Genomic DNA, 25,114 nt, shown 5'->3' with positions numbered 1-25,114 from the left:
GTCTGCAAACTACAGGGGCGCCTATGAACCAGCCAGTGATTGACACCTCGCCCAAAGTCTCGGACGAGATCCGGCAGACCACCTGTTACATGTGCGCCTGCCGCTGTGGCATCAACGTTCACATGAAAGACGGCAAGGTCGCCTATATCGAGGGCAACCGAGACCACCCAGTGAACAAAGGCGTTCTGTGCGCCAAAGGGTCCGCGGGCATTATGCAGGTCAACGCGCCGTCGCGCTTACGTAAACCGCTGCGCCGTGTCGGCCCGCGCGGATCGGGCGAGTTCCGCGAGATCGAATGGGACGAGGCAATCAGCACCGCCGTCGGCTGGATGAACGAGTTGCACGAAACCGCACCGCACAAGCTGGCCTTCTTTACCGGACGCGACCAAAGCCAAAGCTTCACCAGCTTCTGGGCACAGAATTTTGGAACCCCAAACTATGCCGCCCATGGCGGGTTCTGTTCCGTCAACATGGCAGCAGGGGGCATCTATACGATGGGCGGTGCGTTTTGGGAGTTTGGCCAGCCCGACTGGGACCACACCAAACTGTTCATGCTGTTCGGCGTGGCCGAAGACCACGACAGCAACCCGATCAAGATGGGGATCGGCAAGATCAAGGCACGCGGCGCACGGGTGATCGGTGTGAACCCGATCCGATCAGGCTATAACGCTGTGGCCGATGACTGGGTCGGGATCACCCCCGGCACCGATGGGTTATTCATCCTATCGCTGATCCATGTGTTGATGAAGGCGGGCAAGATCGACCTGGATTACCTCAGCCGTTATACCAACGCGCCTGTTCTGGTGAACGCATCCGAAGGCCCCGAGAGGGGTCTGTTCTTGCGCGATAGTGACGGCAAACCGCTGGTGATCGACCGGGCCACAGGCGAACTCACTGCGTTCGACAAGCCGGGCGTGCGCCCGGACTTGTCGGCTACTTACGAAAAGGACGGCGTCACCCATCGCCCGGTTTTCCACCTGATGGCCGAGAAATACCTAAGCGACGAGCACGCCCCTGAGGCCGTGGCTGACCGCTGTGGCATCCCGGCCAGTCGCATTCGCGCCATCGCGGCGGAAATCGCCCGCGTCGCCTTTGACGAGGCGATCGAGTTGGATCAGGAATGGACCGATTTCCGCGGCGAATCCCATGCTAAGATGATCGGTCGCCCGGTCAGCTTCCACGCCATGCGTGGCATCTCGGCCCATGCCAACGGGTTCCAGACCTGCCGCGCGCTGCACGTGCTGCAGATCATCCTCGGCACGGTCGAAGTTCCGGGCGGTTTCCGCTTCAAACCGCCCTATCCCAAACCAGTCGAGGCGCACCCTACCCCGCATGGCGACCGCCGCCCCGGCAGACCCCTGGAAGGCCCCCATCTAGGCTTCCCCCGCGGGCCCGAAGACCTGTTGCTGGACGACTGCGGCACTCCCCAACGGATCGACAAAGCATTCACATGGGAAAACCCGATGTCAGCCCATGGGCTGATGCATATGGTAATCTCAAACGCCGCCGCCGGTGATCCCTACAAGATCGACACGCTGTTCATGTATATGGCGAATATGTCGTGGAACTCCTCCATGAACACTAAAGGTGTGATGGAGATGCTGACCGCCAAGACCGAAGACGGCAAATACGTCATCCCAAACATCATCTATTCCGATGCCTATTCCTCGGAAATGGTGGCCTATGCCGACTTGATCCTGCCCGACACCACCTATCTTGAACGGCACGACTGTATCTCGCTGCTCGACCGCCCGATCTGCGAGGCAGACGCCGCCGCCGACGCAATCCGCTGGCCGGTGATCGAGCCCGACCGCGACGTGCGAGGCTTTCAGTCGGTGCTGGTGGAACTGGCCAACCGCATGAGCTTGCCAGGCTTTACCAACGAAGACGGTACGCCGAAGTGGAAAGACTACGCTGACTATATCGTTAACCATCAGCGAAAACCCGGTATTGGCCCGCTGGCCGGGTTTCGAGGCGAAAATGGCGACAAAGAAGGTCGTGGCGAGGTCAACCCCGACCAGCTAAATCGCTACATCGAAAATGGCGGCTTCTACGTCGCGCATATCCCCGAAGGGGCGGATTACTACAAACCCTGGAACGCTGCCTATCAGGATTGGGCAGTGGGGATGGGTATCTACGACAGCCCGCAACCCTATCTGTTCCAGCTCTATTCAGAACCGATGCGCAAGTTCCAACTGGCCGCCGAAGGCCACGGGGACCGGCAACCGCCGGAAAATCTGCGCCAGCGCCTCAAGGACACCATGGACCCGCTGCCGATCTGGTACGAAACCGATCAGCAGGGCAATGAAGGTTTCACAATCAATGCCCTGACTCAGCGCCCGATGGCGATGTATCACTCATGGGGCACCCAAAACGCCTGGCTGCGCCAGCTACACGGGCGCAACCCGCTTTATGTGCCAACCAAACTGATGCGCGAACACGGGATGCAGGACGGCGACTGGGCCAAAGTGACGTCTCCGCACGGGGAAATTACTGTTCCGGTCATGGAGATGGCCGCGCTGAATGAAAATACTGTCTGGACTTGGAATGCCATCGGCAAACGCAAAGGTGCTTGGGCCCTGCAGGAAGACGCACCAGAGGCCACCAAAGGCTTTTTGCTGAACCACCTGATCCACGAACTGTTGCCGTCAAAAGGCGATGGAATGCGCTGGGCCAATTCTGATCCGATTACAGGTCAGGCGGCTTGGTTCGACCTGAAGGTCAGGATCGAAAAGGCGGCGCCACCTTCGGATGCAGAAAGCCAGCCCGAATTCAAACCGATCAAATCACCGGTCGGCACCGGACCAAAAGATCTGGCGTGGAAGGTAGGAAAATGACCCAGCTCCCCCAATCCACAGACAAGAAAATGGGTCTGGTCATCGACCTGGACACCTGTGTCGGCTGCCATGCCTGTGTGATATCCTGCAAAGGCTGGAACACCGAAAACTACGGGGCGCCCCTGTCGGATCAGGACGCTTATGGCGGCAACCCGTCCGGCACCTTCCTAAACCGGGTACATTCCTACGAGGTCCAACCCGAACAGGGTCACGCCCAGCTGATCCACTTCCCCAAATCCTGCCTCCATTGCGAGGACGCGCCCTGCGTCACCGTCTGCCCCACCGGGGCCAGCTATAAGCGGGTCGAGGACGGTATCGTATTGGTCAATGAAAGCGACTGTATCGGCTGCGGGCTTTGCGCCTGGTCCTGCCCTTACGGCGCGCGTGAGATGGATATGGCCGAGGGCGTGATGAAGAAATGCACCCTCTGCGTGGATCGCATCTATAACGAGAACATACCCGAAGTGGACCGCGTGCCATCCTGTGTGCGGACCTGCCCCGCCGGAGCCCGCCATTTCGGTGATCTGGGCGACGCAGATAGCGATGTCAGCAAATTGGTCGCCGAACGTGGTGGCATGGATCTGATGCCTGAAATGGGCACCAAGCCCGTTAACAAATACCTGCCACCTCGCCCTAAAGATCAGATCGAGGACCAGGTCGACATTCTCGCGCCCCTTCTGGCCCCGGTAGCCGAAGAGCCCAAGGGCTTTCTGGGTTGGCTCGACAAGACACTGGAGAAGCTCTGATGCATCCGGCCCCATCTGTCATTATCTTCACTACCTTGTCCGGTCTGGGCTTTGGGCTGCTGTTTTTTCTGGGCCTTGGGATGCCGGATGTCACCGGGTGGGTGGCCTTCGTATTCTATGCCATGGCCTTTGGCCTGTCGGTGGGCGGGCTGATGGCCTCGACCTTTCACCTGGGCCATCCTGAACGTGCGTGGAAAGCATTCACCCAATGGCGGTCAAGCTGGCTCAGCCGTGAGGGTTGGTGCGCAGTGATCGCCTTGATTCTTCTGGGCTTCTACGCGCTGGGCGCCGTCTTCTTTGGACAGCGTTGGGGTGTTCTGGGCGTCCTTGGCGCGTTGTTTTCGCTGGCAACAGTTTTCACCACCTCAATGATCTACACCCAGCTCAAGACAATCCCACGTTGGAACATGAAACTGACACCAATCATGTTTCTGAGCTTCAGCCTTGCCGGTGGCTCGCTTCTGGCCGGTCAGGTCAGCCTTGCCGTCCCTCTGTTGGTGGTCGCTGCCGTTGCGCAGACATTTTACTGGTGGCAAGGGGATAAGGCATTTGCGAACTCAGGAACAAACCTTGGCACCGCTACGGGTTTGGGGCAGCGCGGGGCAGTGCGTGCGTTTGAGCCTCCACATACAGGTACAAACTATCTTCTGCGCGAATTTGTCCACGTGGTTGGCAGGAAACATGCGGACAAATTGCGGGTCATCTCGTTTGTGCTGGCCTTCCTATTGCCGGTCATCCTGCTGATCCTGCCGTTCAACCACTTCTTCGCTCTTCTGGCTGCGCTGTCGCATGTGGCCGGCGTTGCAGTTTCGCGTTGGCTGTTCTTTGCGCAGGCCGAGCATGTCGTGGGTCTGTATTACGGCAAACGGTAAAGAAGGGTTACAGCAGACCTGCGTGGTTCATGGCTGCGTCAATGGCTGATTTGGTGCTGTCGTCCAACGTGGTCAGCGGCGAGCGAACTTCTTCGCTGCACAGGCCCAGCTTGCTGAGGGCGTATTTGGCCCCGACCAGACCGGGTTCGATAAAGATCGCCTCATGCAGAGGCATCAGGCGGTCCTGATAAGTCAGCGCTTTGGCATAATCCCCCTGCAGGGTGGCCTGCTGGAATTCGGCACATAGCTTGGGCGCAACATTCGCCGTGACCGAGATACAGCCCACACCACCATGCGCATTGAAACCCAGCGCCGTGGCGTCTTCGCCCGACAGTTGGCAAAACTCAGGCCCGCAAGAGGCGCGCTGTTGGCTGACACGCCCCAAATCTCCGGTTGCGTCTTTAACCCCAACGATCCTCGGCAACTCGGCCAGCTCACCCATCGTCTGGGGCGTCATGTCGATGACGGAACGGCCTGGAATGTTGTAGATGATGATCGGAATATCGGCACAATCATGTAGTGTGCGGAAATGCTGAATTAGGCCCTTCTGGGTCGGCTTGTTGTAATACGGGGTCACCACCAGAGCGGCATTCGCGCCGACTTGCTGCGCAAATTGAACGAATCGGATCGCCTCGACAGTGTTGTTCGAGCCCGCACCAGCGATCACCGGGACACGACCGGCTGCGGCATTGACAACTTCTGCCACCACCGTTTCGTGTTCTTCATGGCTTAGGGTTGGGCTTTCACCGGTGGTCCCCACCGGCACCAAACCGGTCGAGCCTTCCTGAATTTGCCATTCCACCAAACGTTTGAGCGTGCCCAGATCCAACTCGCCATTCGAAAACGGGGTAACGAGGGCTGGCATCGAGCCTTTGAACATGACACGCTCCTTGCTGTGCGGTTAGCAATTTTTGCGCCTTGGGCAATCACATTCCTAGCAATGTGTGTTGATCCCGCCGGCGCAAGGTTTATCCTAAATGGCTCTATCCTTGGTTGGTTGGGAAATGCAAGGCATGACACGCGTTCTGGCGCTTTTGACAGCGGTGATTCTGGCATCCTTCGGGCCGGCCCAAGCCGACTCGGTGGGCGATCTGCGCGCTGGCATGTATGAAATGCGAAAGGGCGATTGGAACGCAGCGCTGCAAGAGGCAGGCCCGCGCGGATCTGTGTCACGTGACATCATCGTATGGCATTGGCTGCGCGAGGGGTTCGGAAGCTCGGGCGATGTGCTGGTATTTCTGAACCGCAGGCCGGATTGGCCGGGGCTGGCATGGTTACGGCGCGAAAGCGAACCCGCCTTTACCGGGGCGGACCCGGACCGGGTGTTGAAATTCTACGCCGACACTGCCCCGCAAACGGCGGAAGGGGCGCTGAATTTCGCCGTAGCGCTGAAGGCTAAGGGACGGCAGGGTGATGCGCAGGCGGATATCGTCACCGCCTGGCGTACGATGCCGATGGGATCGGGCCTGCAGAAAGACTATATCGAGAACTTTGAAACATTGCTGAAACCCCACCACGCGGCGCGGCTAGACCGGATGCTGTGGGACGGTCATCTGATCAGCGCAGGACAAATGCTGCCATTGGTGAATGACGATCAGCGCAAGCTGGCCGAGGCGCGGATTGCATTGCAAAAACGTGCGCCGGGTGTTGATGCCAAAGTAGGGGCGGTTCCCGATTCCGTGGCCGGATCGGCGGGGCTTGCCTTTGACCGCTTTGTCTGGCGAGACAAAAAGGAACTGGATGACAGTGCGATTGATCTGATGCTGGCGCGGTCATCCAGCCCGGATGCTCTGGGCGAGCCAGACAAATGGGCCGAGGGCCGTCGCCGGTTGGCCCGGCTTGAGATGCGCAACGGTGATATGAGCCGCGCATACAAGATTGCCTCTAGTCACCATATGACGCCGGACATGGGCTATGCCTATGCCGATCTCGAATGGCTTTCCGGGTTCCTTGCCCTGCGTCGGTTGAATGATCCCGCAACGGCTGTACGGCATTTCCAAAACTTCTCGGGCGCGGTGCAGTCACCGATTTCCAAGGGACGCGGCGGGTATTGGCTGGGTCGGGCCTATGCCGCGCAGGGGGATGCGGAAAAGGCTTATGAGGCCTATGCCATGGGTGCTGATCACCAGACCTCGTTCTACGGGCTTCTTGCCGCCGAACGGATAGGGCGCCCCTTCGACAGCGATCTGGCAAACCCGCGAAGGGCACCGCACTGGAAACAAGCGGAGTTTGCCGATTCCAGCGTTCTGGAAGCGGGGCTATTGCTGTTGCGCGCAGGTGAGGCAAACCTATCCGAGCGGTTCCTGACCCATCTGGTTGAGGGGCTCGACCCCGTTCAGGCAAGCCAACTGGGCGATCTGGTCATCGAACTGAACGAACCACATCTGGCGGTGATGATCGCCAAGCGCGCCGCGACCACCGGCGTTGTTCTGCCCGCCGCGTATTACCCGGTTCATCCGGTGGCAGATCTAGGCCTACCTATGGCAAAGGAAATGACGCTAGCAATCGCCCGGCGCGAAAGCGAGTTTGACCCGGTTGTCATCAGCGGCGCGGGCGCGCGCGGGCTTATGCAGGTAATGCCCGCGACGGCGAAAGTTGTGGCCCGGAACATGGGCATTCTAAGCAGCCACCAAACCGGAAAACTGACTTCGGACTGGCGATATAACGCCAAATTGGGGGCGAATTACCTGTCCGAGCTGGCAGCAGAATTCAACGGCAATGTGGTGATGATGGCGGCGGGGTATAATGCCGGACCGGGCAGGCCGATCTCGTGGATGAAACGCAATGGCGACCCGCGCCGGGGTGAGGCCGATATCGTCGACTGGATCGAATTCATACCCTTTAGCGAGACCCGCAACTATGTCATGCGCGTCGCCGAAAGCCTGCCTGTGTATCGCGCACGGTTGGGGCAGCAGGCGTTGCCGGTGCCATTTTCCGAAGAACTGATCGGGTCAACTCTGGCGTCGTTCGCGCCATAAGGTGAACAGTCCGGCGGCAATAACCAATGTGGCCCCTGCAACAACCGCGGGTCGCAAGCTTTCACCAAAGACCGAGATTCCCAGAATGGCGCTCCACATCAGGTGAAAATAGGCAAAGGGCTGCACGGCGCTGGCCTCGGCCATTTCGTAGCACTTAATCAACAACCAATGTCCCAGAACTCCGGTCAGGCAGAGCAGGCCCATCCAAAGCCAGTCACCGCCCTGCATAGGCTCCCAAAACCACACGCCCACGGCCGTCATGGCAACCGCCCCGGCGATGCCGGTCCAGAAAAAACTGGTGGCGGTAGTGTCGCGCCGCGCCGCATAGCGGGTCAGCAGGCCATAGACGGCAAACATCAGGGCCGAGATCAACGGGATCACCGCCCACGGATTGAACACTCCCACCCCGGGCTGCAGGATGATCAGCACGCCGATGCAGCCCACGCCGATGGCGGACCAACGGCGCCAACCGACCTTCTCGCCCAGAACGGGTCCGCTGAGCGCCGCCACCAGCAGGGGGTAACAGATAAATACGGCTTGGCTTTCGATCAGCCCCAGGATGGTAAAGGCATAAACCGCGACGCAGATCTCTCCGGCCAGAAGCACCCCGCGCAGGATCTGCAGCCCAAGCTGGTTGGTGCGGGCCGTGGCCGCGATACCGCCGGGTGCGCGCAGCGCCTGAGCGACGACAAACGCAGCGAAGAACCAATAGCGGATCATCACGACCATATAGGTGTTATAAGTCCCGGCCAGATGGCGCGAGATACCGTCCTGCAGCGCAAACACCACGGTAGCCGCGATCATCAGCGCGATACCGGCGCGGGTGTCGTTCTGTTGGGTCATGGCTTGACCGCCCGAGTCATGTGGCGCTTGCGCCCATAGCCCGGTGCGCGGGTGACGGTGAACCCTGCGTCCTCGAGCCCGCGCCGGACGAACCCGGCGGCGGTATAGGTGGCCGCAGAGCCATTGGGCGCCGTGTGATCGGATACCTGCTGCATCAGCTCTGCGCCCCAAAGTTCGGGGTTCTTGGCCGGAGAGAACCCGTCCAGAAACCAGGCATCGGCCTGCCCCGACCATGCGGACAGGGTGGACCGCGCGTCGCCCTCGATAACCTCAAGCTGCAGGGTGCCCAGATCGCAGGTACCGCCCTGCCATTGGGACAGGAACCGGTCGGCCCAAGGGGACAACTCAGGAAAGGCGGCCAGAGCGCGCGTCATGTCGTCTGGCGCCATTGGATAGGCTTCGAAACTGGTGAATGTCAGCGGGGTCGTTTGGCCAGCCTTTTCCCATTCGGACCAGACAGTCAGCAAGTTCAGGCCGGTGCCAAAACCAAGCTCGGCAATATGAAACCCCGGCGCAAACCGCGCGGGCAGGTCATTGCCCGCCAAAAACACATGCCGCGTCTCCTCCAGCCCGTTCTGCAACGAGAAATAGGGGTCGTCGAAACGGTCTGAGACAGGTATCTGCCCGTCTTTCCAGGTCAGTTCGGCGCGCTGGTCTGCCATCGGGGAATCCTGTAGCTAAGCGGCGCGACACTGAACAAGGAAAAGGGGAATGGCAATGGTCGATGTGACGGTGCGAGGCGCGGGCATTTTTGGCCTTTCGATCGCCTGGGCCTGCGCTAGACGCGGCGCAAAAGTTCAGGTCATAGATCCTTTTGGCCCCGGTGCCGGGTCCAGCGGCGGTCTGGTCGGGGCTTTGGCCCCGCATGTGCCCGAGAACTGGAATGCCAAGAAAGCTTTTCAATTCGAAAGCCTGATCATGGCCGAACCCTTCTGGAAACAGGTTGAGGCGACCGGAGGCGTCTCAGCCGGATATGCCCGGTTGGGTAGGCTGCAGCCCATAGCAGATAGCCGCACGCTGGATCTGGCCCATGCACGTACGGTCACCGCCGCGGAGCTTTGGCAGGGGCGGGCCGAATGGCGCGTTGTTGCAATGGATGAGGTCGGGTCGTGGTGTCCTCCCAGCCCTACCGGCTTTGTGATCCACGACACGCTTAGCGCCCGGATGCACCCAAGGCGGGCATGTTCTGCACTGGTTTCGGCGCTGGCAGTGATGGGGGTTGAGGTCAAAACCGATGCGGCCAATCTAGGGCAGATCATTCACGCCACTGGGCTTTCTGGCCTGCTAGAACTGAACGACGCCTTTGGCAAAACGGTCGGCAATGGCGTCAAGGGACAGGCGGCTTTGCTGCGGTTCGATGCCGGGGACGTCTCCCAGCTGTTTGCAGATGCCGTTCACATTGTCCCGCATGCAGATGGTACTTTGGCCATCGGATCGACCTCGGAACGGGACTATGACGACCCAACCAGCACCGATGCTGCGCTGGATGATGTCCTGGACCGGGCCACGCGGGCGGTTCCGGTCCTACACGGTGCCGAAGTGATCGAACGCTGGGCCGGGATTCGACCCCGCAGCAAAAGCCGTGCGCCGATGTTGGGTGCGCATCCGCTGCACGCCGGAGAATTCATCGCGAATGGAGGGTTCAAGATCGGCTTTGGTATGGCGCCCAAAGTGGCAGAAGTCATGGCCGAACTGGTGCTTGAAGGACGCGATGAAATCCCCGCAGATTTTCAACCCGAGGCTTCTTTGTGACCTCCCTCGACGACACCCCAGTTCGCCTGCAACCGGACGATCCGATATTGCCACAGGTGTTTCGCCTGATCCGCCACAGCTTTGCATTCATGGAGGGGCGTATAGACCCGCCCTCGTCAATGCATCGCCTGACCGAGGAAACGCTTAGGCAACAGGCCCGCGACCACGAGGTTTGGATCATAGGCAATCGCCCGGATGCGGTCGTCTTTTTGACACCCAAACAGGACTGTCTGTATCTGAGCAAACTGGCTGTGGACGAAACCCGACGTGGTCAGGGGCTGGCACAGCGTCTGGTCGATCTGGCATCCGCGCGGGCGGTTGAAATAGGTTTTGCGACGCTGGAACTGAAGGCACGGGTCGAATTGGTCGAAAACCATGCCTCCTTTGCCCGGATAGGCTTTGTCAAAACGGCGGAAACGGCGCATCCCGGGTTCACCCGGGCGACCTCGATTACCATGCAGAAACATTTAGGCTGAGGCTTCGGCAATCATACATTGGCGCCCGTCTGCCGCACGCACCCACAGGGTATTGCCCCTCCGGCACAGGCTCGCAGTTTCGAAATGCATCAATGCCGAGGTTGCGCGGAAAGAAAACTGCGCCAATGGGCCCATCACATCTTCCGCAAACAACATCAGGTGCTGCGCCAAAAGCGGGCCATGCACGACCAGCCCGGCATATCCTTCGACATCACGGGCATAGTCGATGTCATAGTGAATGCGGTGTCCGTTAAATGTCAGGGCCGAGTAGCGAAACAGCATTGTGCTGTCGAAGGACAGCTCGCGATGTTCGGTTTCATCCTGCCTGGCCAGTGGTGCCGGAGGGGTGGCCGTATCTGCCGAGGGGTCTTGGCGGTAAACCAGATCCTGCCATTCGGTCAGGCGCAGCGCACCGCTCTGCCAAACCTCGTGGCGCAACGTGACAAAGCCCAAGGGGCCGGTGCGTCCCGATTTCGAACTCGAACTTTCACATAGCGATCGCCGTTCGGCTAACTGACCTGCTATCAGAGGCGCGAAAAACTCCAAGCGTCCGCCTGCCCACATTCTGCGGGGTAAGCCCATATCGGGGATCAGGCCCCCGACTTTGGGATGTCCGTCGCGCCCAAGTTGGCCGGGTGGCTGCGGAGTCCAGAAGTACAGGTGATGAAAGAACGGCGGCAACGCAGTGCCGCCCCTCACAGTTGCCTGTTTCCCAAGCGCCATCTGCAACGCGCCAGCACGGGCTGCGTCCATCACATCTGTCTGAATTTCCATCGACATAGCGCAAGATTAGGCGGCCTGCCCCATACGGGCAAGCAAACCGGCAGTTTCAGAAACCGGCCTCTGACCGCAAGTTCCTCATCAAGGTCCGAAGGGCGTTTTCATAGCGTTCGTTAACCAGCTTGCCCTGCGCGTCGAATTCGTTCGAACTGTCGGCCAGATGAATTTCCGGCCCTTGCAAGATGCGCGTCTGGAACGGAACCATATAGCTGCGCAGTATCATCTGTGCACGTTCCCCGCCGGCACGACCCGCAGCGGCAGACATCACCGCAACCGGCTTGTTCGCCCAGGGCTTATCCTTGGTGCGACTTACCCAATCCAGCGCATTCTTCAACACGCCGGACGGCGCTTTGTTATATTCCGGCGTCGAAATGATCACCGCATCCGCACGGGCGATCTGACCGGCCAAAACCTGAACGCCCTTGGGGATGCCCTCGCCTTCTTCAAGATCGCCGTCATAGAGCGGCAAGTTCAGGTCAGCCTCGATATGGGTGCCCGGCTCAAACAGCCGCGCCGCCTCGCGAAGCAGTTTTCGGTTGGTGGCATTTTGGCGCAGCGAACCTGACAGGCTCAGAAGGATCGGTTCGGACATAAAGGTCTCCGTTCAGGCGTTTTCCAGAAGGTAGCTCCTGATCACCGCCAGCCAAAGCCCACTTGACGCGCAGTCAATGTGCAAAAACGGGCACCTTGACGGTGCCCGGTCACATCAGGTGTTGCCGTTGGGGATGATTTCGATATCAACCCGACGATTCCGCGCCTTCCCTTCGGGTGTGAGATTCGAGGCCGCAGGTCGGTTCTCACCCAAACCGATGGTGCTGATACGGGCCCCGTTCACACCATTGGCTTGCAGAACATCCGCCACGGACCTAGCCCGACGCTCAGATAGGGCCTGATTATAAGAGGCTTCGCCATCACTATCCGTATGGCCAATGACCTGAACGGCCGAGTTGGGATATCTCACCAAATTCTGACCCACCCGGACCAAATCAGAACGCAATGCAGGCCGTACGGTCGAGCTGTCGGTGTCAAAGGTGATGTCGTTGGGGACGGTAACAATCAGGCGGTCGCCCGCGTTGACGATTGTGATGCCGTCATTTGCCAGCTGCTGGCGCAACTCAGCCGCCTGACGGTCCAGTTGATTGCCGATAAGGCCGCCACCTGCCGCACCGATTGCGCCACCAGCCAGCGCACCCAAAAGCGGATCCGAGTCGTTCGCAATGGCCCCGACACCGGCACCAACCAACCCACCCAAAAGCGCACCCTGTTTGGTATTTTGATTGGGGTCCGAGGGCAAGTTCAGCGTTCCGGGGTCGGTGCAGCCCGCCAAGAACAAGGCCGAGCAAAGCCCAGCAGAAACAACAAGCTTGGAAATCGTCATGATATCACCTTCTGCTCAGAGGCCCGTTTGCCGGGTCCCATTATTTGGCACAGTATATCGCCCTGCCCCCCCGCAGGCTCAAGCAACAATCAGGTGATATCGGCGAATACCCGCCGTTCAATGGGCCTCGGCAGGGGAACCCCATTGGTTCTGCTCCTGCCAGATCTCCCGCAGCGGCTGCCCTTGGCCGCAGAAATGATCGTCAACCATTTCGCAGGCCCAGACGCGATCGGTCCGAAAATGGCGAAAACCGTTGCGCAATTCGCACCACGCAACCAGCATCGTGCACTCGATATGATAGATCAGGGCAACCGGACGGACGACCCGTTCGGAGCGAACGTCTTGCGAGCTGACATATGTGAGGCGAAGCTTGCGCTCGTCCCGGATGGCTTCGCGGTAATTCACGACCGGGATACAGCCCTTGGCCGGATCATCAACCGGAGCCCCCCAAGGCGCGACCTGCAACCAGTCGGGACTTGCGCGCAGGCCTTCTATTTTCCGGCAAATGCGTTTGGCGGCCTCCTGCAGGGTACTGTCGCCGGTCCGTGCCAGCATTGACAGACCGACCCAAAGCGCCTCGACCTCTTCAGCGTCGAAGTTCAGTGGTGGCAAGTCATAGCCCCGCCGCATCAGATACCCGACGCCGGCTTCGCCCTCGATCGGTGTGCGTTGGGCCTGCAGTGCCGCGATGTCGCGATACACCGTGCGCACCGAGACTTCGAGCTTTTGCGCCAGCATCTCAGCGGTAACCGGAGCGTCGGCGGCACGCAGAATCTGGATGATTTCAAACAGGCGGGACGAACGGCGCATGGCAAACTCCGGTTTCTCTGCTGACACCTTAGCACACCCCCCTGACAACGCGCTGTCAGGAGTGATGCGGGATGCTGGTTCAACAATTCACAGGAGATTACTGATGCCCAGCCTCGACAATCACGTAATGATGACACTGCAACTGGGACGCTGGTCCCAGGACCATACCCTGCGCGCCTTTGAAATCGAACGCGAGATCATGGCCAGCCGCCAGCCCTGCGCCCCAAAGAAACGCACCAGACGGTTTTCGTTGGGCAATCTCAAGCTGCTTTGGACCAATCCCGCCTGAGCCTAGAACCCGGCCTTGGCGCGAAACTTCATCGACGTCCCGCTATCGGGGCTTTTCAGGCGCAATTCCTCGGAATGCAGCATGAGGCGCGGAAAGGCCCGTGCCTCACCTTTTGCATAGAACGGATCACCCAAAATCGGATGGCCCAGCGCCAGCATGTGAACCCTCAGCTGGTGCGAGCGTCCGGTTTTCGGGAACAGGCGTATGCGGGTGGTGTTGCCTTCGTATTTGACCACACGCCAATCCGTCACCGCAGGTTTGCCGGTCTCATGGCACACCATTTGCAGCGGCCGATTGGGCCAGTCGACAATCAACGGCAGATCAACGGTTCCGGTCTTTTCCTCGACCAGACCCCAGACGCGGGCGATATAGGTCTTGCGAGTCTGACGCTGTTCAAATTGCATGCTCAGATTGCGCTGCGCATGGGGCGTCTGGGCAAAAACCATCACGCCCGAGGTATCGCGGTCCAACCGATGCACAAGCAGCGCCTGCGGAAACGCCGCCTGCACACGGGTCAGCAGACAATCGGCCAGATGCTCTCCGCGACCCGGTACGGACAAAAGCCCCGAGGGCTTGTTCACCACAATCAGATGCGCATCTTCGTGCAGCACATCCAGCGGTGTTTTCGGGGGATCGTAGGTCTCGCTCATGCGGGTCTGCCTATCGCAAGCGACAACCTCCCGCAACGTCGCGCTTGCCTGAACTGAATAGTTCAGCAAATCATGCGACAACTCGGAGGAGAAACCATGCACCCGACAATCGAACAACTGAAAGATGTCATCACAAAAGGCGATGAAAGTCTGATTCACGAGTTTCTGGCAGAAGACGTGCGTTTTCTGCCGCCGACCTACTACAGCACCTGGGCCGGGCGCGAACCCGTGGCGGCTCTGCTGGGGCATGTGGGGCAGGTATTCTCGGACTTCAGCTATCGTCGGATCATGGGTGAAGGCAAAGACTGGGCGCTGGAATTTCAGTGCAAGGTTGGTGATCTGGATGCGGTTGGTGTGGACTTGATCCGGCTGAATGATGAAGGCTTGATCGAAAAGTTCGAAGTGGTCATGCGCCCACTTAAAACCATTGCAGCCCTGCGCACCGAGATGATGGCACGCGTGGCAAAAGACCCTCGCTTTATCAATTTCAGGGACGCTTTGGGTTGACCAAGCCTGCCCGGATCGGAGCTGATCAGTTTCTGAGATTACCGCTGTTGCCACTATTGGCGGCACAGGGGATTTCAGTTCGACGAAAGGCGCGGTTCCTGCCCGAACCGACCGGGCCGCGCGAAGGCCGTGAAGGGCGCGGCCCGCGTTTGCGGTTGCTAATCGCAGGCGACAGCTCGGCAGCAGGTGTTGGCGCTGGCACCCAGGCGCAGGCTTTGTCCGGGCAGTTGGTCGCACAGCTAGCAAAAAGCCACAGTGTCGAATGGCGGCTCGAGGCTATGACAGGGCATACAACGCTGGATACACTGAAACGCCTTGACGGTCTGACAGATCAATTTGATGCCGCCATTACGGCGCTTGGCGTCAATGACGTCACCCGTGGCGTCACTAAAAAGCGGTTTGTCGAACACCAATCCCGTCTGATGCACCTGATCACCGACCAGCTTGGAGCCCGGCGTGTCATTGTAACGGCCGTTCCCCAGATGGGTCGGTTTCCCGCCTTGCCGCAACCGCTTGCCTGGGTGCTGGGGCGTCAGGCAGCCCGCCTGGACCAAGGCCTGCAACAGATTGCGACCGGCTTCCCGCAAATCCGCCATCTGTCCATTGATTTACCCGATGACCCGGCGTTGGCCGCACCGGACGGCTATCATCCCAGCCCCAAAGCCTATGCGATCTGGGCGCAAAAGGCCGCCGAATTGTTGCGTCAGGCCTGAGCCCGTATCTGCCGGATCATCGGGATCGAGTAGACCACAAGTGCGGCCCAGATCAGCGGAAACGCAATCATGCGGCCGCGGTCAATCTGCTCTCCAAAAACCGCGATGGCAGTCACAAAAATCATGGTCGGCGCGATATATTGCAGGATGCCCATCGTCGACAGGCGCACCAGCTTGGCACCATTGGCATAGATCAGCAACGGCACCGCGGTCACCACCCCTGCCCCGGCCAGCAGCATGGTGTCGGTTGCGACCAGCCCGAAATGCCCCGTCCCGTTGATCCCCAGCCAAGTCACATAAACCAATGCGGGGATCAGCAGGATCAGCACTTCCAGCAAGAACCCCTGATTTGGCCCGATGGGGAGTGAGCGTTTGAAGAAGGCGTAAAACCCCCAGCTGAACATAAGCCCCAGCGCCGCCCAAGGCAGGCTTCCGGCCTCTACAACAAGAACCACCACCCCGGCTGCGGCCAACCCAACAGCAATCAGCTGCGTCCGGTTCAAAGGTTCGCGCAGCAGCACCGCGCCCAGCGCGATACTGAACAGCGGATTTATGTAATAGCCCAGCGCTGCGTCCAGCGCATGCCCACTGGCAATCGCCCAGACATAGATCGCCCAGTTCACCGATATCAAAGCAGCTGTCAGGCAGGCCATACCCAGCATCTTGGGATCGCGCAGAGCTGACTTCAAATCCCGCGTCCGGCCCAGTGCGATCAGCAATAGCCCGGCCAAAGGCACCGACCAGATGATACGATGCGCCACAACCTCAACCGGCGCGATATGGGCCATCGCCTTCATGTATAACGGCAAAAAACCCCACAAAACATAGGCCGTTACCGCCAGAACAAGTCCTTTTGGCGTATCGGCATTTTGTGTGGGTGTTGCGTCAGCCATTGCGGATCTCCGGGAATACCGGTCGTCTTTACGGCAACCCGGACATACTTGGGAACCGCGAAAACTGTGAAGCAACCCATCAGGATATTTGATATGTGAGACCAGAACAAAGCCGGAGCGCCGCAGCGCTCCGACAATTTGATTACACTTTGACGCGTTCGGATTTCGGATCGTACATCGGTTTCAACGATGCCTTGGCCATTACCTTCACGCCGCACACGTCGATTTCATAGGTTGACCCCAGAACATCCGCCGCCTTCTCACCCTCGCAGGGCACATAGCCCATACCGATAGCGCCACCCAAAGTATGACCATAATTGCCCGAGCTGAGATAACCGACATATTCCCCGTCCCGCACGATCGGTTCATTATGGAACAACAGCGGTTCCGGGTCGGTCAGGCGGAACTGAACCAGACGGTTTTTGGGCCCGCTTTCCTTGCGGGCAATCACTGCTTCGCGCCCGATAAAGTCACAGCCTTTGTCGACCTTGATCGCAAAACCAAGCCCGGCATCCACGACGTTGTCCTCGCACGTGATGTCATGACCAAAATGGCGAAAGCCCTTTTCGATCCGGCAACTGTCCATCATGTGCATGCCACAGAGTTTCAGGTCCATGTCCTGACCGGCCTCATGCAGCGTTTCGAACACATGGCCCGCCATATCGGCGGACATGTAGATCTCCCATCCCAGCTCGCCCACATAGGTCACCCGATGAGCGCGGGCCAGGCCCATGCCGATCTCGATCTCTTGTGCGGTGCCAAAGGGGTTGGTCGCGTTCGAGAAATCCGCCGGCGAGACCTTTTCCAGCAAAGCGCGCGCATTGGGGCCCATCACGGCCAAAACGCCTTCGCCAGCGGTGACATCGGTTATGACCACGTTGAAGCTACCCACATGGCGCATCATCCAGGTCTGATCCGCCAGCCGCGTCGCCGCCGGGGTCACGACCAGATAGGCGGTCTCGGTCAGACGGGTCACCGTCACATCCGCCTCGATCCCGCCGGTGCGGTTTAGGAACTGGGTATAGACGATCTTGCCGTTCGGCACCGAATAATCGCCGCCCCCAATATAGTTCATGAACGCCTCGGCATCCGGTCCTTCAACGCGAATCTTGCCAAAAGAAGACATGTCGTACATGCCCACATTCTCGCGCACCGCGCGGTGTTCAGCAGCTGAGTTCTCGAACCAATTCTGACGTTTCCAACTGTACTGGTATTCGCGCTCCTGCCCCGGATTTGCGTACCAGTTTGCACGCTCCCAGCCCGCCAGTTCACCAAACACCGCGCCCTGCTCTTTCAGATGGTGATGGAACGGGGTGCGCCGAACACCGCGCGCAGTGGCTTTCTGGCGATAGGGGTAGTGGTCGGCGTACAGCAGGCCCAGCGTCTCTTTCGAACGCTCAAACAGATATTGCTTATTGCCCTGAAACGGCTGCATCCGGCTGATATCCACATCGCCCAGATCAAACGGTTTCTCGCCGCTATCCATCCATTCCGCCAGCGCCATGCCCGCACCGCCCGCAGATTGAATGCCGATCGAGTTGAAGCCCGCCGCGACCCAGACATTGTCCATCTCGGGCGCGAGACCGAGGTGATAGGCATCGTCGGGGGTAAAGCTCTCTGGTCCATTGAAGAATGTATGAATCCCAGCCTCGGCCAACATCGGCATCCGGTTACACGCAGCTTCTAGAATGGGCTCAAAGTGGTCGAAATCCTCGGGCAGCTGGTCAAACTCAAAGCTCTCTGGGATGCCGTTCATCCCCCAGGGCTTGGCATTGGGCTCAAAAGCACCCAGCAGGATTTTGCCCGCATCTTCCTTGTAATAGGCGCATTCATCCGGCACCCGCAGAACCGGCAGTTGCGACAGTCCGTCAATGCCTTCGGTGACGATGTAGAAATGTTCGCAGGCGTGCAGCGGGACGTTCACACCGGCCATCCGGCCGACCTCATGCCCCCACATGCCGGCGCAGTTCACCACCATATCACATTCGATATGGCCCGAGCCGCTGCCGTCATCGGCAACCCAGTCCACGCCCGTCACGGTACGGCCCTGTTTGGTGATGTCGGTGACCTTCACCCGTTCCTTGGTAATGGCACCGCGTTGCCGTGCGCCCTTGGCCAGGGCCAGCGCGATATTGGCCGGGTCACCCTGCCCGTCCAGCGGAAGATAGACCGCGCCCTTGACGTCTTCGACATTCAGATGCGGATACATTTCCTTGACGCGCTCATTGGAAATCTCTTCGACCTCAACGCCAAAGGCACGTGCCATGGCAGCCAGGCGATAGATCTCTTCACGGCGTTCCTCAGTCAGTGCCACGGTAATCGATCCACAGCGTCTAAGCCCGGTGGACACGCCGGTTTCCTCTTCCAGCGCGCCGTAAAGCTCCTGCGTGTATTTTGCCAGTTTGGTCATGTTGGACGAGGCCCGCAGCTGAGCGATCAGACCCGCCGCATGCCATGTGGTGCCGCTGGTCAACTGCTTGCGTTCAAGCAGCACAACATCGCTCCAACCTTTCTTGGTCAGATGATAGGCAACCGAGCATCCGATGACGCCGCCGCCGATGATGACAACTCGGGCTTTGTTTGGAAGATCAACCATCCTGAGGTCTCCGCTGAATCAGGTTTTGGGCACGTTGCCATGGAAGATCGGCAATAAATGCACCAAAAGCGTCATGTTATAGGCGATTTTCACCTATGTGACGCAGCCCGTCTTTCGCGCCTCAGAACAAAGGGCGTGACCCCGAAAAAGCTTTTGTAAACCGAGGAGAAACCGTTCGGAAAGCCGCAGGCCAGACCGATTTCCCGAACGCTCATCGTGGTGTTCAGCAGCAGGTTGTTAGCCTTCGCCAGCCGCATCTCGCGATAGAAACCGTTTGGACTGGTGCCAAAGAAAGCTTTGAATTTTCGCTCAAGCGATCGGTTCGAAAGATTTAATGCCTCGACAATCTGCTGGATGGGTAAGGGGTCTTCGATATTGGCCTGCATCAGCTTGATACATTGATCCAGCTTGGCGTCCCCAGTAGCTGTCAGTTGCGCCCCCGAGAAAGGCTGCATCGATGAAAAGTCGCGGATATTTTCGTGCAGCATGATATTGGCCACCGTCATCTTGGCAGGCCCCGAGATGTGGCGTCCGATCACGGACAAAGCAACATCGGTTGTCGCCTCCATCCCTGCGCAGGTCACGACTTGGCCCTGTTCTGTGGCTATCGACAGCTTCGCCTCGAACCGGGCCCCGCGTTCACTCAAGAAAGAGGCGTTTTCCCAATGGGTCGCCATGTCTGCGGTGCCACATTCGTCAATATAGCGGCTGGCAGCTTCGGCCAGCAAAAAGACCTGAGCGCCTCGGAACGTATAGTCCGATACAACCCGTCCGATAGACAGATCGGGGTGGTCAGGGTCGGAATTTCCGATCACAAACAGATAATCCGCCTTGGGATGGGTTGATACGGGTTCAGTTTGGACCGTCGCATCGCTGCTGCTGGCAATGGGCCCACCTTTCAGAGACCGATAGGTAAAGCTGAAGGGCGGGTTGGGGCAGACGCGGTTGGCCAGCCTCAGAACCTCAATCAATGCGGCAAGCTCCAACAGCACATAGCCCGGCGCGACCAGAACATCGAAATGTATCTGCGCCTTGTCGGTCAAGCTATCTGGTCGTTGCCGCATCTTTACCCCCTTCAGACGATGCTGTGGCCAGCAGCGCACAGCCGATCTGCCAGTCGCTGAATGTGATCGGGACCGACTTCGCAGCATCCGCCGATGATAGTTGCACCCTGCGCCACCCACCCCATCGCCTGATCAGCATATTCATCCGGCCCAAGGTCGTGGCGCTGTTGCAGCGCATCGACGGTTGGGGCGTCTTGTAGAAATTCCTGGGTAATCCCGGTGAAGCCATTGGCATATGCCCCAAACGGACGCCCGAAGGTGGCGATAATATTCAGCGCAGCGGGCACCGCCTCGGGGCGCGAGCAGTTGATCAGCACGGCCTCAGGCGTAAAGCGATCAACCAAAGATGCTATTCCCGACAATGGCTCACCCGACCGAAGCCGCGTCCCATCATCATCCATCACGGACAGCGCCAGCCAGACCGGCTTGTCTGCCTGTTCCGTTCCACGCAACGCGCCTTCGGCCTCTTGCACCGACGACACGGTTTCGATCAGGAACAGGTCAACGCGATCTGCCATCATCGCCACCAGTTCGGTGAATTTCTCTGCCGCCTCTTCGACCTCTGGATTCAGGTCCGGCCGGTAAGAGGCGAGAAGCGGACCCAAAGCCCCAGCGATGCGCCTACCCGCCGGGCGCGCACGCTCGGCCTGCGACAGGGCCGCCTCGATCAGATCTGGCAGCTGATCACCCAAGCCGACACGGTCCAGACGCGACCGGTGAACAGCATAGGTATTTGTCGTGGCCACAGTCGCACCGCGTGAGAAATAATCCGCATGCACATCCCCGACCAACTCGGGATGGTCCATCATCACCCGGGTCGACCACAAAGGCGTCGGCGCATCACCGCTGCGTTTGACCAGTTCCTGTCCGATAGACCCATCCAGAAGGGTTATATCTGCCATCAATGAACCTCCTCAGGGAACCAGAACCAGTTTTCCCGGAAACGTTTTTGACTGAAAGTCCTCTTGCGCCGTCGCAATGTCTTTCAGCGGATAGGTTTTTGAAATCAGGGGCTTGATCCGCCCCGCATTCATCAGTTCGACCAGGCGACCGAAGACTTCGAACGGCTGATGGGTGCTGCCGTGAATGGTAATGTCGCGCAGATAGATATCCCGCAGATCGGCTTGAACAATCGGGCCAGCAATCGCACCCGCAACGGCATAGTGACCGCCCGGTTTCAGCGCCAGGATCAGGTCAGCCCATGCAGGTCCGCCCACCACGTCAATGACCACGTCGAACATGTCGGTGGGCAGCGACGCATCCCGGTTGAACGTGGCGGTCGCGCCCTGGCTTTTCACCGCTTCGGCCTTGGCCGCACCGGTCACGCCCCAAACCGAGGCACCGCGCAGCGCCGCCAGTTGCACGGCGGCAAGGCCCACACCGCCCGACGCCCCGGTGATCAACACCTTTTGCCCGGCAGTCACAGCGGATCGGGTCAGCAAAGCCTCGGCAGTTCCGAAGGCGCAGGGGATAGCGGCAATTTCAATATCGGACAGGGGTGAGGCGCTGACATCGTAAAGGTCATCGGCCTGCACCAGACAATATTGCGCAAAGGCGCCGTCAATCTCGGACCCAAGCACGATGAAGCCTGTCGGGTTGCCCGGTCGCGGACGTGGCAGGTTGATCGGACAGGTCACGCGCTGGCCCGGGGTGAACCCGGTCTCGGGCCCCGCGATTTCGACGATGCCGCACAGGTCACCGCCCTGAATGCGCGGGAAATTCAGCGCGCCACCCCAGCCTCCGGCTTCGACCTCTTGATCCACCGCATCCGTAGCGCCGGTCACATCCGAGGAGTACCAGCCGATACGAGTGTTGATATCGGTGTTGTTCACCCCGGCTGCGGCCACACGGACCAGAACCTGCCCCGGCGCAGGGGTTGGGACGGGTATATCGTCACGCCATTCCAGCGCCTCGGGCCCGCCGTGACAGGTCAGGAATACACCGGACATCGTTTTAGGCAGTGTCATGATCAAACCTCGTCATCGGGATGAGGCGGCACAGAGCCCATCGGGACAATGTCATACCGCGCGTTCAATTCGGCCATTTTCGCCTCATCGGCGAAGTCCGCCTCGGTCATCTTGGCCAGCTCAGCAAGGAATCCGTCAAAACCGGCAGGCTGGAAAATCATCAGCATCTTAGCAGGTGCATTTCCAGCAACGCGGCAGGCATGCGGCACACCGGGCGGCACATGCATCGTGCTGCCCGGCCCACAGCGATGCCAGTCGCCATCAACATAGAAATCCACTTCGCCTTCCAGAAAATAGAAGCTTTCAGCATGGGTTTCATGGCGATGAAGGCCAAGCGCAAAGCTGGCCTTCAGATTGTCTTCCATGAGCGTATAGGCGCCATCAGTATCCCGGGTCGAAACCTTCACAAATGTGTGGTCATTTTCCCAGTCATAATTGAGGCCCTCTCCGGGCCCCCGTTTTGAATAACGCATGCTCATGCAGGTCTCCTTCGGGCGATCAGGCGCGCAGCCGCTCGTTTTCTGGATCCCAGAGCGGTTTATCGTCCTGTACCACGGCGCGTCGCTTCTCACCGAAGATTTCGATTTCAAGCTCGGTACCTGCCACCGCCAATTCGGGACGGATCATGCCCAGCGCAATGGATTGGCCAACGCGATACCCCCAAGCGCCCGAGGTGGTTTCGCCAACGATCTCGCCGTTGTGCCAGATACAGGACATGTAGGGCGCATCCGCGTCACCTGCCTCAACCAACATAGTGGCAAACGCCTTTTTCACGCCCTGCTGCTTTTCGTTCAGGATCGCGGCCTTGCCGGGGAAGTCCTGCGGTTTGTCAAGTTTGACGAACCGTTCCAACCCGCCTTCCAACAGAGAGTAATCAGTGGACAGATCGCCTTTCCAAGCCCGATAACCCTTTTCGATGCGCAGAGAGTTCAGGGCGTACATCCCGAACGGTTTGGCACCAGCGTCAAGGATCGCGCCATAGATCGCGGGCATATGGTCGTTCAGCGCGTGAACCTCCCAGCCAAGTTCTCCTGCAAACGAGACGCGGATCAGGAATGCGGGCTGACCTGCAACCGTGGCCGATTGATGGGTCAGCCAGCCACTGGACAGGTCCGCATCGCTCAGCCCCGCCAGAATGTCGCGCGATTTTGGACCTGTCACGATCAGCGTGTCACGAGTGGTGGTGACATCCTCGACGGTGACGCCAGTGGGCATTGCCTCGGACAGGATATCGCGGTCATGCCATTGCGCTGTAGCGGCCGTGATCATGACGAACTCGTCATCGCCCAGACGGATACAGGACATTTCGGTCAGGATCCGGCCGCGACCATCTGAGATATAGACCAGGTTGATGCGACCCACCTTCGGCAAACCGCCGGTAACCAGCGACCGCAGCGCCTCGGCGGCACCCTCACCTTTTACGATGAAACGCGAAAATCCGGGCAAGTCCAATACGCCGCAATGATCACGGACAGCCTCACACTCTTCCTTGATCCGCTTCTCCCATGGCCCCGAACGGCCCCAGGTATGGGTCGCTTCTTCAGAGGTATCGTCGCCCGGTTGCGCAAACCAGTTGGCGCGTTCCCAGCCGTTATAGGGCCCCATCACGCCGCCCAATTCCTTGACCTTGGTGTGGACAGGCGACAGCTTTTTGTCGCGCGCGGCGGGCCATTCATGGTGCGGGAAATGCATGGCGTATTCGTTGCCATAGACCTCAAGCCCCTTCTGGTTGCAGTAATCCTGATCGGTGTAATCGGTGTAACGGCGCGGATCGACGGCCCACATATCCCACTCAGTTGCGCCATCGACGATCCATTCGGCCAGCACCTTGCCGGCACCACCGCCCTGCGCGATGCCGAAGGTAAAGGTATGCGCCTCAAACGCGTTGGTCACGCCCGGCATCGGGCCAACCAGCGGCAGCCCGTCCGGCGCGTAGGGGATGGGTCCGTTGATCACCCGGCCCACGCCCGAGGTCCCCATCAGCGGCACCCGCTCCATCGCGTCGGTGACGATGTCTTCGATCCGGTCCAGATCATCATTCCATAGCTGGAAACTGAAATCCTCGGGCATCGGATCATCCTCGGTCATCCAGTGGCCCTTGCAGTTGGGCTCATAGGGGCCGAGGTTGAATCCGTTCTTCTCCTGCCGAAGGTAATAGGAGATATCCACGTCGCGCAGAAGCGGCAGCTTTTTACCGCCATTGGCCTTGGACCATTCCTCGATCTCGGGCACTTCGTCGGTCAGCAGGTACTGGTGGCTCATCACCATGGCCGGAACGGTGCGACCGCCGAAGGGCTTGAACCATTCACCCACACGCTGGGCGTAATACCCGGCGGCATTGACCACGTGGTCCGCTTCGATATCGCCCTTGTCAGTATGCACGATCCAGGTCTTGTCTTCCTTCTGGGTCACACCCGTGGCCGGGCAGAAACGCAGGATCTTCGCCCCCATGTCGCGCGCACCCTTGGCCAGTGCCTGGGTCAACTGCGCCGGGTCGATGTCGCCATCGGTCGGGTCGAACAGAACACCCTCAAGGTCATGAGTTTCCAGGAACGGGTAATGCTCTTTGGCCTGTTCGGGTGTCCACATCTCCATCTCGATGCCCTGATAACGGCCCATCGCCATTGCCCGCTCGAACTCCTGCACCCGCTCTTTCGAATGGGCCAACCGGATTGAGCCGGACTGGTGATAGTTCATCGGATAGTCGACCTCTTCACCCAGCCGCGCATAAAGCTCGGTCGAATAGCGCTGCATGTTCATGATCGCCCAAGAGGTCGAAAAGGTCGGCACGTTGCCAGCTGCATGCCAGGTCGACCCGGCGGTCAGCTCGTTTTTCTCCAGCAGAACACAGTCGGTCCAGCCCTTTTTGGCCAGATGATACAGGGACGATGTCCCCACCACTCCGCCACCGATAATAACCACGCGGGCTTTTGTCGGAAAATCACTCATGTCTTTCAGTCCCT

At 59.3% G+C, this 25,114-nt stretch carries 24 protein-coding genes; 9 read left to right on the top strand and 15 right to left on the bottom strand.

What is annotated here, in order from left to right; translation table 11 throughout:
- The first annotated feature begins 23 nt into the window (after positions 1–23).
- The 3 genes from AC2FJV_RS08500 to AC2FJV_RS08490 are packed head-to-tail and all read left to right on the top strand — an operon-like array spanning position 24 to position 4,455.
- Positions 24–2,837, top strand: coding sequence for a molybdopterin oxidoreductase family protein (locus tag AC2FJV_RS08500; RefSeq protein ID WP_496713385.1), 2,814 nt, complete (start codon positions 24–26; stop codon positions 2,835–2,837).
- The gene (locus AC2FJV_RS08495) at positions 2,834–3,583 is read left to right on the top strand and encodes a 4Fe-4S dicluster domain-containing protein (RefSeq protein WP_142637011.1); all 750 of its coding nucleotides are present in this window, start codon (positions 2,834–2,836) and stop codon (positions 3,581–3,583) included. The genes AC2FJV_RS08500 and AC2FJV_RS08495 overlap by 4 nt, the downstream gene beginning before the upstream one ends.
- Positions 3,583–4,455, top strand: coding sequence for a dimethyl sulfoxide reductase anchor subunit family protein (locus AC2FJV_RS08490; RefSeq protein ID WP_142637012.1), 873 nt, complete (start codon positions 3,583–3,585; stop codon positions 4,453–4,455). Before AC2FJV_RS08495 ends, AC2FJV_RS08490 begins: the two co-directional genes overlap by 1 nt.
- A 7-nt stretch (positions 4,456–4,462) precedes the next feature.
- Here AC2FJV_RS08490 and dapA read toward each other — a convergent pair whose 3' ends face one another.
- Positions 4,463–5,335 carry a 4-hydroxy-tetrahydrodipicolinate synthase gene (gene dapA / locus AC2FJV_RS08485; protein WP_496713383.1) on the bottom strand — a complete coding sequence of 291 codons (873 nt, stop codon included), beginning with the start codon at positions 5,333–5,335 and terminating at the stop codon, positions 4,463–4,465.
- Positions 5,336–5,468: 133 nt separating this feature from the next.
- On the opposite strand from dapA, the gene AC2FJV_RS08480 reads away from it, so the two are divergent.
- Positions 5,469–7,433 (top strand): lytic transglycosylase domain-containing protein, encoded by a 1,965-nt coding sequence (locus AC2FJV_RS08480; protein WP_281973085.1) that lies wholly within the window; start codon positions 5,469–5,471, stop codon positions 7,431–7,433.
- On the opposite strand, the gene AC2FJV_RS08475 is transcribed toward AC2FJV_RS08480, so the two are convergent.
- Both AC2FJV_RS08475 and mnmC2 read right to left on the bottom strand, forming a co-directional pair.
- Positions 7,407–8,276, bottom strand: a complete 870-nt coding sequence (locus AC2FJV_RS08475) for a DMT family transporter (RefSeq protein WP_496689911.1) — start codon at positions 8,274–8,276, stop codon at positions 7,407–7,409. The genes AC2FJV_RS08480 and AC2FJV_RS08475 overlap by 27 nt on opposite strands.
- Positions 8,273–8,938: a tRNA (5-methylaminomethyl-2-thiouridine)(34)-methyltransferase MnmC2 gene (mnmC2, locus tag AC2FJV_RS08470; RefSeq protein ID WP_496713381.1), complete on the bottom strand. Its 666-nt coding sequence runs from the start codon at positions 8,936–8,938 to the stop codon at positions 8,273–8,275. The genes AC2FJV_RS08475 and mnmC2 overlap by 4 nt, the downstream gene beginning before the upstream one ends.
- A gap of 49 nt (positions 8,939–8,987) precedes the next feature.
- Between mnmC2 and AC2FJV_RS08465 the strand changes: the two genes are divergently transcribed.
- A complete protein-coding gene (locus AC2FJV_RS08465) occupies positions 8,988–10,028 on the top strand; it encodes an NAD(P)/FAD-dependent oxidoreductase (protein WP_496677822.1) in 1,041 nt (346 codons plus the stop codon).
- Positions 10,025–10,504, top strand: coding sequence for a GNAT family N-acetyltransferase (locus AC2FJV_RS08460; protein ID WP_496713379.1), 480 nt, complete (start codon positions 10,025–10,027; stop codon positions 10,502–10,504). Before AC2FJV_RS08465 ends, AC2FJV_RS08460 begins: the two co-directional genes overlap by 4 nt.
- On the opposite strand, the gene AC2FJV_RS08455 is transcribed toward AC2FJV_RS08460, so the two are convergent.
- The 4 genes from AC2FJV_RS08455 to AC2FJV_RS08440 form a co-directional block, all read right to left on the bottom strand.
- Positions 10,496–11,284: an HTD2 family dehydratase gene (locus tag AC2FJV_RS08455; protein WP_281995405.1), complete on the bottom strand. Its 789-nt coding sequence runs from the start codon at positions 11,282–11,284 to the stop codon at positions 10,496–10,498. The genes AC2FJV_RS08460 and AC2FJV_RS08455 overlap by 9 nt on opposite strands.
- A 49-nt stretch (positions 11,285–11,333) precedes the next feature.
- Positions 11,334–11,876: an NADPH-dependent FMN reductase gene (locus AC2FJV_RS08450; protein ID WP_142637034.1), complete on the bottom strand. Its 543-nt coding sequence runs from the start codon at positions 11,874–11,876 to the stop codon at positions 11,334–11,336.
- A 114-nt stretch (positions 11,877–11,990) separates the two neighbouring features.
- Complete coding sequence (locus AC2FJV_RS08445) at positions 11,991–12,662, bottom strand: YiaD family glycine zipper/OmpA-like lipoprotein (RefSeq protein ID WP_142637036.1); 672 nt, start codon at positions 12,660–12,662, stop codon at positions 11,991–11,993.
- Positions 12,663–12,779: 117 nt separating this feature from the next.
- Positions 12,780–13,472: a helix-turn-helix transcriptional regulator gene (locus AC2FJV_RS08440; protein WP_271949714.1), complete on the bottom strand. Its 693-nt coding sequence runs from the start codon at positions 13,470–13,472 to the stop codon at positions 12,780–12,782.
- A gap of 103 nt (positions 13,473–13,575) precedes the next feature.
- Between AC2FJV_RS08440 and AC2FJV_RS08435 the strand changes: the two genes are divergently transcribed.
- Complete coding sequence (locus tag AC2FJV_RS08435) at positions 13,576–13,761, top strand: hypothetical protein (RefSeq protein WP_142637040.1); 186 nt, start codon at positions 13,576–13,578, stop codon at positions 13,759–13,761.
- Positions 13,762–13,763: 2 nt separating this feature from the next.
- Here the strand turns inward: AC2FJV_RS08435 and AC2FJV_RS08430 are convergent, their stop codons facing one another.
- On the bottom strand, positions 13,764–14,513 hold the full coding sequence (locus AC2FJV_RS08430) for an RluA family pseudouridine synthase (protein ID WP_496710128.1): 750 nt from the start codon (positions 14,511–14,513) through the stop codon (positions 13,764–13,766).
- On the opposite strand from AC2FJV_RS08430, the gene AC2FJV_RS08425 reads away from it, so the two are divergent.
- Positions 14,508–14,918: a nuclear transport factor 2 family protein gene (locus AC2FJV_RS08425; RefSeq protein ID WP_496689915.1), complete on the top strand. Its 411-nt coding sequence runs from the start codon at positions 14,508–14,510 to the stop codon at positions 14,916–14,918. The two genes, AC2FJV_RS08430 and AC2FJV_RS08425, sit on opposite strands and share 6 nt — an antisense overlap.
- A complete protein-coding gene (locus tag AC2FJV_RS08420; protein WP_496713377.1) occupies positions 14,915–15,631 on the top strand; it encodes an SGNH/GDSL hydrolase family protein in 717 nt (238 codons plus the stop codon). Before AC2FJV_RS08425 ends, AC2FJV_RS08420 begins: the two co-directional genes overlap by 4 nt.
- Here AC2FJV_RS08420 and rarD read toward each other — a convergent pair.
- The 7 genes from rarD to AC2FJV_RS08385 form a co-directional block, all read right to left on the bottom strand.
- Complete coding sequence (rarD, locus tag AC2FJV_RS08415; protein WP_496713375.1) at positions 15,622–16,524, bottom strand: EamA family transporter RarD; 903 nt, start codon at positions 16,522–16,524, stop codon at positions 15,622–15,624. The two genes, AC2FJV_RS08420 and rarD, sit on opposite strands and share 10 nt — an antisense overlap.
- Before the next feature lie 142 nt (positions 16,525–16,666).
- Positions 16,667–19,120 (bottom strand): GcvT family protein, encoded by a 2,454-nt coding sequence (locus tag AC2FJV_RS08410; protein WP_496713373.1) that lies wholly within the window; start codon positions 19,118–19,120, stop codon positions 16,667–16,669.
- 89 nt (positions 19,121–19,209) lie between these two features.
- Positions 19,210–20,184: a GlxA family transcriptional regulator gene (locus tag AC2FJV_RS08405; protein ID WP_496713371.1), complete on the bottom strand. Its 975-nt coding sequence runs from the start codon at positions 20,182–20,184 to the stop codon at positions 19,210–19,212.
- An 11-nt stretch (positions 20,185–20,195) separates the two neighbouring features.
- Positions 20,196–21,086, bottom strand: coding sequence for a homocysteine S-methyltransferase family protein (locus AC2FJV_RS08400; RefSeq protein ID WP_142637049.1), 891 nt, complete (start codon positions 21,084–21,086; stop codon positions 20,196–20,198).
- Positions 21,087–21,098: 12 nt separating this feature from the next.
- A complete protein-coding gene (locus AC2FJV_RS08395) occupies positions 21,099–22,151 on the bottom strand; it encodes an alcohol dehydrogenase family protein (RefSeq protein ID WP_496689918.1) in 1,053 nt (350 codons plus the stop codon).
- 2 nt (positions 22,152–22,153) lie between these two features.
- A complete protein-coding gene (locus AC2FJV_RS08390) occupies positions 22,154–22,630 on the bottom strand; it encodes a cupin domain-containing protein (RefSeq protein WP_142637051.1) in 477 nt (158 codons plus the stop codon).
- Between the two features lie 19 nt (positions 22,631–22,649).
- Entirely contained in the window at positions 22,650–25,100 is a 2,451-nt protein-coding gene (locus AC2FJV_RS08385) for a GcvT family protein (protein ID WP_496713369.1), read from the bottom strand.
- Positions 25,101–25,114 lie beyond the last annotated feature (14 nt).

This window comes from Ruegeria sp. CDSA241 (genome assembly GCF_059611265.1).
This window is presented reverse-complemented; position numbering and strand designations above follow the sequence as displayed.